Genomic DNA, 7364 nt, shown 5'->3' with positions numbered 1-7364 from the left:
TTTCTGTGGGACCAGTGATTTTTAAAACGACGTTACCCGAAGAGACAAGATTGCGCCCGCGGTAAAAAACGAAGAGCGTAACCATGGCCATAACAACGAAAAAACCGAAAGACCACCAGAGAATTTTTTTCAAAAGTTTTGCCGAAAGCCACCGATCAGCGACACGAAGTGGCTCTGTACGTTTCCAGGTCTCACGACTAGAATCAACGAACCCACCCAATCGTGAGCGACGCAGTGGTTTAGTTCCCTGTGGACGATACAAATCTCGTTTTAAGATATCAAGATGATCCTTATCGTTCTCCTGCATAACACCGAATTATAACATACTCTGATTGAGGCCATTGTTTATCGCGCCGACAATCTGCCTGGATACCCCATCGGACATATGCCATTCCGTTTTGTGCCACAAATCTGCCGCAAGCCACGGCGCGAGCAATTTACCAGAAGAGATGTACCCGAGCTTAGATAGTAGTCTTAAAACGATAACCCGTTCAGAAATTTCTGGAATTATTTTCTCATTAGTGGCGAGAGTTTCTAAACCAAACACCAGATCAGAGAATAATTCAGGCTGACATTCCTCCCCACGCACAAGGCGTGAAAATAAATTACCCACTCTGACCGCGACTAGGGATTTTTCTCGATTTTGAGTAAGCGCCTTAAGACGCGGGCTTGCTTCCGCACCGATTAAGCGCCAGAATTCTCTTCCTCGGACAAGGGTAAAGTGACCGTGCATCAAGAGGGCGAGCTGACCGCGAAGTTTGGACTTTAAATAGCGGGTCCCCTGCGCAGCGACAGTGATCAATCCAAACTCCCGCGAGAAAATTTGATACAGGGAATTCGCCTCACCGTAATCACGGCGAGAAAGAATTAATCCTTCGGTGTGATAGATAGTGTGAGACACTGCGAATCAAAGTTAATTTCCGTAAGAGAACAAGTTTTCTTCAACTCATCCATAAATTTTTCCACCAACATTTTTCTGTCTGGGTTAAGTGTAAGTGTAGCCAATTCCCCAGGTTTCAGTTCCATCTTTTTCCTCTCGTCCTGGATCAAACGGACCAAATCGCGCAACTTTCCCCGCTCAATCAATTCTGGGGTTAGTGTGGCATTAATCCAAATCTCGCCCTCCATTTCCTTATCAAGAATAACCTCATCTACGTTTAATTCCTCCTTAACCAATTCAACAAGCTTTTCGGGAAGATACTTAACCGTCACACTTGTTAACGGATGCCTGACGGGTATCCCTATATTTGCCCTAGATTGCAAGCCGATCCACACCAACTTTCTTGCTCTGCCCATTTCCTCAAGCAATTTCTGATCGAAATCCCTGACTTCGGTCCACCTTTCCAAATGAACACTCTCGAGGGTATGATCATCACCGACTCTCTGGTAAATATCCTCCGCAAGAAAGGGCATGAAGGGAGCCAATAATTTCGCGAATTCTCGTAGAATATTCCCCAAAACGAGCATCCCCTCTTTCTGTAGACGTTCTCGGGAGCGACGCAGATACCATGTGGAAAGATCATCCACAAAAAGAGAGATTGGGCGTGCCGCTAAATCTAGTTGGTAGTTCTCCAGACCAATGGTCACTTCTTTCTGCAATTCCGCCAACCGGGAAGTAATCCACTTATCTAAAACATTCTCGTCTGATTTAGATTCACCAGAATTTCTCTCACTTTTATAGAGCTCGTAAAAACTCAAAACATTTTCCAAACGCAAAATGATTTTCTTCACCACTTCATCCAAACCCTTTTCTGAGAAGGCCAGATCCTCGGCCCGCACAGCAGGACTAGCAATCAGGTAATACCGTAAAGCGTCGGCACCGTATTTATCTAATACTTCAGAAAGTTCTGGGTAATTCTTCAGGCGTTTACTCATCTTCTTGCCATCTTCCGCAAGAACCAGACCGTTCACAACCACTTGTTTATAGGGTGACTTTTCAAAAAGCGCCACACCAAGTACAAGCAGGGTATAGAACCACCCACGGGTCTGGTCTAAACCCTCTGCGATAAAGTCGGCGGGAGCCAATTCCTTCGTTGCTTGTGAGGCAAATGGGACGGAACCAGAGTCATACCAAGTATCAAAAATCTCTGACACACGCTTCATCTCGCCACCACACTGACAAGCAAATTTCACTTCGTCGATATGTGGACGATGTAAATCTAGTTCGTATTCTTTATTGTGCGGGAGTCTAACGAGAGAGATCTCGCGCACTTCAGCCGTCCTCGTATAATGGTCTTTCCAATCCCTGGTGATAATTTGATCCTGGTCAAGATAATCCTTCCCAAGCCACATCATATAGAGGGTTAGGCCATGACTAACAACTAAAATATTTTTACCTTCATACCTACCTTCAATCTCACTTAAAAACGACATCGCGCGGCGCTTCACACCCAATACATTTTCACCATTAGGTAAACTCTTACTTAGGTGTTCTGAGTTAGAAGAAAAATAAGAATCGTAATCGTTCCAGGTTTTACCATCAAAATCACCGACATCGATCTCTCGTAAACGCTTATCGTAAACAACCTGTTCAGGATTTAGTTCAAAGTGTCTAGTTAATATTTCTGCTGTTTGTCTGGCTCGTTGAAAATCAGATGAAAAGATGAAGTCAATCTTACTGGGCAAATCTTTAGTCGCACTAATTACCTCTGCTTTTCCACCTTCTGTTAGGTTCACATCATCAGGATATTTGGAGCTAATCCTGTTAGTAACATTACTCTCAGCCTCACCGTGGCGCATTAAGAAATACTTGTTTCCCGATTTCGGAACCAACTCTTTCAGTTCGGTAATACTGCCAACCACCTTCTTCTCCTCACAGCTATCACATTTCCAAACCGGCAATGGCGCACCCCAATAACGCGAACGCGATATCGCCCAATCCCGCGCACCTTCTAGCCACTTACCGAAACGACCATCGCGAATCTCCTCTGGAACCCACTTCACCTCATGATTCGCCTTTATTAATTTCTCTTTAATCTCAGTCACCTTCAGAAACCAGCTTGAGGAGGCATAGTTGAGAAGTGGGGTATCACAACGCCAACAGTGCGGATAACTGTGAATTATTTTTTCTTTCGCGAAAAGTAAATTTTTTCCAGCTAAGTGTTTAATAATCTTAATATCCGTCGCTTGATGGTCATCTTTCGGCTTTACCAATTCGCCCGCAAAATCCGTCACCTCTTGTTTAAATCGCCCATCAGTCCCTACGTGTTGAACAAAGGGTAGTTTCTCCTTCAGGCTCAACTGGTAATCCTCTTCACCAAATGCCGGAGCAATATGGACAATCCCCGTTCCCTCCTCGGCACTAACAAAGTCTGCGGCATAAACTTGCCCATCAGTCTGATAGTAATCAAATAAAGTTTTGTATCTACCTCCAACTAATGTTTCACCTTTGAATTCTTCAACTATTTCGTAATCTTCTTTCAAAACTTTCTCCGCCAAACTTTTCAAAACAATAAAACTTTCTGCCCCCTTCTTCGCTTTCACATACACACCATCACCCCTCACGGCTAGGGCCACATTGCCGGGTAGAGTCCACGGCGTAGTTGTCCAGGCAAGTAGAAAAGTGTTTGGCTCATCTACCAGCTCAAACTTCACATAGACAGAAATATCGGTGATATCTTTGTACCCCTGACTAACCTCAAAATTAGAGATGGTCGTCTCGCAACGCGGACACAGGTGCATACTTTTGAAACCTTCGTAGATCAAATCTTTCTCAAACAAATTCTTGAACGACCACCAGACACTCTCCGTGTAACTAGCATCCATCGTCTTGTAGGCATTCTCCATATCAATCCAACGACCAGTACGCGGGATAATTTCCTTCCACTCCTTCTCATAAGTGAGCACGCTCGCTCGCGCGCGTTCATTGAATTTATCAATACCAAACTTCTCAATCTCTTTTTTCGTTCCCAATCCTAATTCCTTCTCCACCAAATTCTCGATTGGTAAACCATGGCAATCCCAACCCCAACGTCGTGGCACCCTATAACCCAGCATCGTCTTATAGCGCGGGATTATATCCTTCACCGTCCCGGGTAAGATATGGCCATAATGAGGTAAACCGGTAGCAAAGGGTGGCCCATCATAAAACACAAACTCACCCTTCGGTGCCTCTTGTGCCAAACTCTTTTCAAAAATTTTGTTTTCTTGCCACCAGGCGAGAGTCTGTTCCTCCCGTTTAGCAATCTTACTCTTTTCGGTCATAAATTTAGCCCAGTTTAACATTTTCTAAGCATAAAAAAAGCCCCGCTCCGACGAATCGGAACAGGGCTAAGGACTAAGTTTCTAAGGACCGGAGTCCTAAGTGACTTAGCGTTGAGAACTACTTGCGAACACCGGCGAACCACCAGTAGCCGCCCCAGCCGCGGTCGCGGCGGACGCGCACCTCGCGCCCGACGTGCCAACGGCCGAACGTGGCGTAGCACCAGTTGCCTTTGGTGTCCTTCCAATGAGTGCCATGCGGCTTCTCATCGGCGAAGGCGGGATCGGCTTCATTCACGGCGGCGACGGAGATCGGATCGGCGGGCTTGAGGCCACGCAGCTCGAACTCCTTTTCGAGGTCGTCATCGGAGATGAAACCATCGCGCTGGGAGAGATCGGGTTTGAAGAACACGACCTCGACTTCGTCGCCCTCACCTTTCGGCATGCTGTCCACGACCTTGCGGTCCGTGTACTGCGCGCGACCGGTGGCCTCGATCGCCTCTTGCTGAGAGCGCCCGCGGTTCACCTTGGCGGTGCGTACGATGAGATTCGAGACCGCTTCAGCGCGTTCGCGGAAGGGAGTGAACATCATCATTCCGAGATTCTCGACACCGAGAACCTGTTGAGCGACATCCGAGGTGATCTCGGAACGATGCTTGCGCATCGCGTCGCGGACTTTGTTGACGGCGTTTTCGATTTGGCCGTCGGTCATTTCGGCTGCAGTCATGATCTGTGCATGGTGTTAACCTTTCGTATTTGATTTCCCTCTACGCCGAAGGTGGGCACTATGGGCCGGTATGGTCATAGCGAGGAGAGGCTTATGTTTAGGCCGCTTTTCGCTATGACCAACTCGCAATTCACTATCAAAGAACTACTGTCTGTAGTATAGCAAATGTGTGTCTAGTTGTCAAGTAAGTTACATTCTCTCGGGAGATTTTATACCAAGCAACCACAAACCGTTCTTGATGATTTGTGCTACTGCGGCAGTGAGAGTAAGACGCGAAGCCTCTTCTGGTGAGCCAATAATCTTATTCTGGGCATAGAAAGAATTGAAAACAGAAGCAAGTTGAAGCAGGTACTGAACGATAATTTGGGGCGAAAAAGTATCTGTTGCTCTTACCACAATGTCCGGATAACGAGCCAGAAATCTTGCCACTTCATTGTTTTCAAAATTATCCAAACCTAATTCTTTGTCTGACTTTTCCAAGACAGATTTCGCCCGAGCATAAGTGTATTGCAAATATGGACCAGAATCCCCCTCGAATGAGAGTGACCTCTCTAGATCAAAGATGATATCCCGACCGGGAGCTTGTTTCAGAATCGCGTACTTTATCGCCGCAACAGCAATTTCTGTAAGTGGCGCTTCAGGATTCTTCTCACGGACTCTTTCTTCCACCCGATCCAAAAGAAATTCGGCCGTAATCACATCCCCTGTTCGTGAGCTCATCTTCCCGCTTGGCAGACGCAACATACCATGAGAAAGGTGTTTTGTTTTCACCGCAAGGTCTGGGAAGACAAGACTCATAGCCGCGAGTAAAACTTTAAAATATTGTCTTATCTCATTACCAGTGATAACCACTGACTCGTCATAATTAAATTGATTAAACTTAGTTTTCGCCAAACCCAACTCCTTCGCCTCGTAAGTCGGCAAGCCATCAGAATTGATAAAAACACGCGTGTGCAGTTTCTCGTCATACTTCTCCGCCTTGAAAACAACAGCGCCATCGCTCTCCTCAAAAATTTTCCCCATATTTTCCTGCACAATCTTCTTGCCAAATTCACCAGTTTCACTCTCAAAAAAGTAGTAATCAAATTTCGTTCCTAATTTCGCATACATCGTCTCAAACTTCTCAAGACTCAATCTCCTTCCCTCCTCATAAACTTTATTCAGTGACTCATCGCTCTTGTCATAAATCTTCTTATTTATCTCGTAAACCTCCTTCTTTGCCTGTTCATCCGCTTCATAACTCTTCGCACCCAAAGCGTAATCCCCTTTTGCCCACAAGGCCTTGGCCACGTGTAAACCAACGTCACCCTGATAGCAAGCACGTTTGACTTCCGCTCCGCTCGCTTCAATTAAACGAGAAACTGATTCACCAATAGCGTTGGACATCAAGTGGCCAATATGAAACTCCTTAAACGGGTTCGGATCGGTGTACTCCACCATCACTTTCTTCCCACTCAATTTTTCACTCCAACCGAATTTATCTTTTTTTGCTAAAACCTCCTCTAGATTTCGTGCCAAATATTCTTTTGTCAGAAAGAAATTTAGAAAACCAGGATTCACCACCTCAATCCTCTCAATCTCCGGCAACTTATTCCGCTCCAATTTTTCTTTCAAACCGGTCGCATCTTGCTTGGTGATAATTGCAATATTGGTGGTGTAATCGCCGTGGTCCAGATCATTTGTCGGTTCCACTTTGGCGTCCATATTTCCTAACCATTCTCTAATTTTTTCCGCAATCATTCGCCAAACTTTAACATAAAAAAGGGCCGCCTGTTAGGCGGCCCAGGGTGACAAACTCAGATCAAACCGCCTGCGATAGCGTATTCAATACAGCTCATGGTCGCAGGTGTGAATCTGTCCCGAATCTGATTGATTTCAGCAGCCCCTAACCAGTTCAATGTAAACCCAAGAATCGTCTGAAAAACAGCATCTTGTGACACTACCAAACGATGGAGATGAATGATGACTTTCTCATCAACGCCATGATCAACCACCTCAGCACACAGGTGGGCGGGTAATACTTGCGGAGAGAAGCCCAATTCTTCTCCCAATTGCCTCCTTAATGCGTAAACCAGACCCCCCTCATCATCCTCCATCAATCCTCCACCTGGCAACATAAGGAAATCTGGGTGATCTGGTTTCCTAAGAAGAAGAAGTCTCTTCTCGCGAATAATTAGCGCGGCAACAACCCGCTTACCAACCGCCGTTGTGTCAATCCGTGGAACCGTTACCGTAGTCATATAAGTTTACCTCCAGACACAAGTTTGATTTCAGTAAAAGAACGCTTGCCTGGCGCAGTATAACTATCAAAAGCTTCGGTCGCAACTGTGAATAAGATTAGGAAAGAAAGTTGCCGACAATCACCGAAACACGCTCGTGAACATCCTCCGGAGAGAGGCAGGTGCCACCCTTACAACACTCGATTTTCTTCCAATTA

At 45.9% G+C, this 7364-nt stretch carries 6 protein-coding genes; all 6 read right to left on the bottom strand.

Annotation, left to right across the window (positions count from 1 at the left end):
- Positions 1–307, bottom strand: a 307-nt coding sequence (locus tag IT398_03000; GenBank protein MCC6291008.1) for a hypothetical protein, incomplete at its 3' end; no start/stop codon positions are given.
- A 9-nt stretch (positions 308–316) separates the two neighbouring features.
- Positions 317–901, bottom strand: coding sequence for a DNA repair protein RecO (gene recO, locus IT398_02995; GenBank protein MCC6291007.1), 585 nt, complete (start codon positions 899–901; stop codon positions 317–319).
- The gene (locus IT398_02990) at positions 868–4203 is read right to left on the bottom strand and encodes a class I tRNA ligase family protein (GenBank protein ID MCC6291006.1); all 3336 of its coding nucleotides are present in this window, start codon (positions 4201–4203) and stop codon (positions 868–870) included. Before IT398_02990 ends, recO begins: the two co-directional genes overlap by 34 nt.
- 118 nt (positions 4204–4321) lie before the next feature.
- Positions 4322–4927 (bottom strand): hypothetical protein, encoded by a 606-nt coding sequence (locus IT398_02985; protein ID MCC6291005.1) that lies wholly within the window; start codon positions 4925–4927, stop codon positions 4322–4324.
- A 189-nt stretch (positions 4928–5116) separates the two neighbouring features.
- Positions 5117–6667, bottom strand: a complete 1551-nt coding sequence (argS, locus tag IT398_02980) for an arginine--tRNA ligase (protein ID MCC6291004.1) — start codon at positions 6665–6667, stop codon at positions 5117–5119.
- A gap of 56 nt (positions 6668–6723) precedes the next feature.
- Positions 6724–7167: an NUDIX hydrolase gene (locus IT398_02975; GenBank protein MCC6291003.1), complete on the bottom strand. Its 444-nt coding sequence runs from the start codon at positions 7165–7167 to the stop codon at positions 6724–6726.
- Positions 7168–7364 lie beyond the last annotated feature (197 nt).

This window comes from Candidatus Nomurabacteria bacterium (assembly GCA_020847275.1).
GTDB lineage: Bacteria > Patescibacteriota > Minisyncoccia > Phycocordibacterales > JACOZG01 > JADLCI01.
This window is presented reverse-complemented; position numbering and strand designations above follow the sequence as displayed.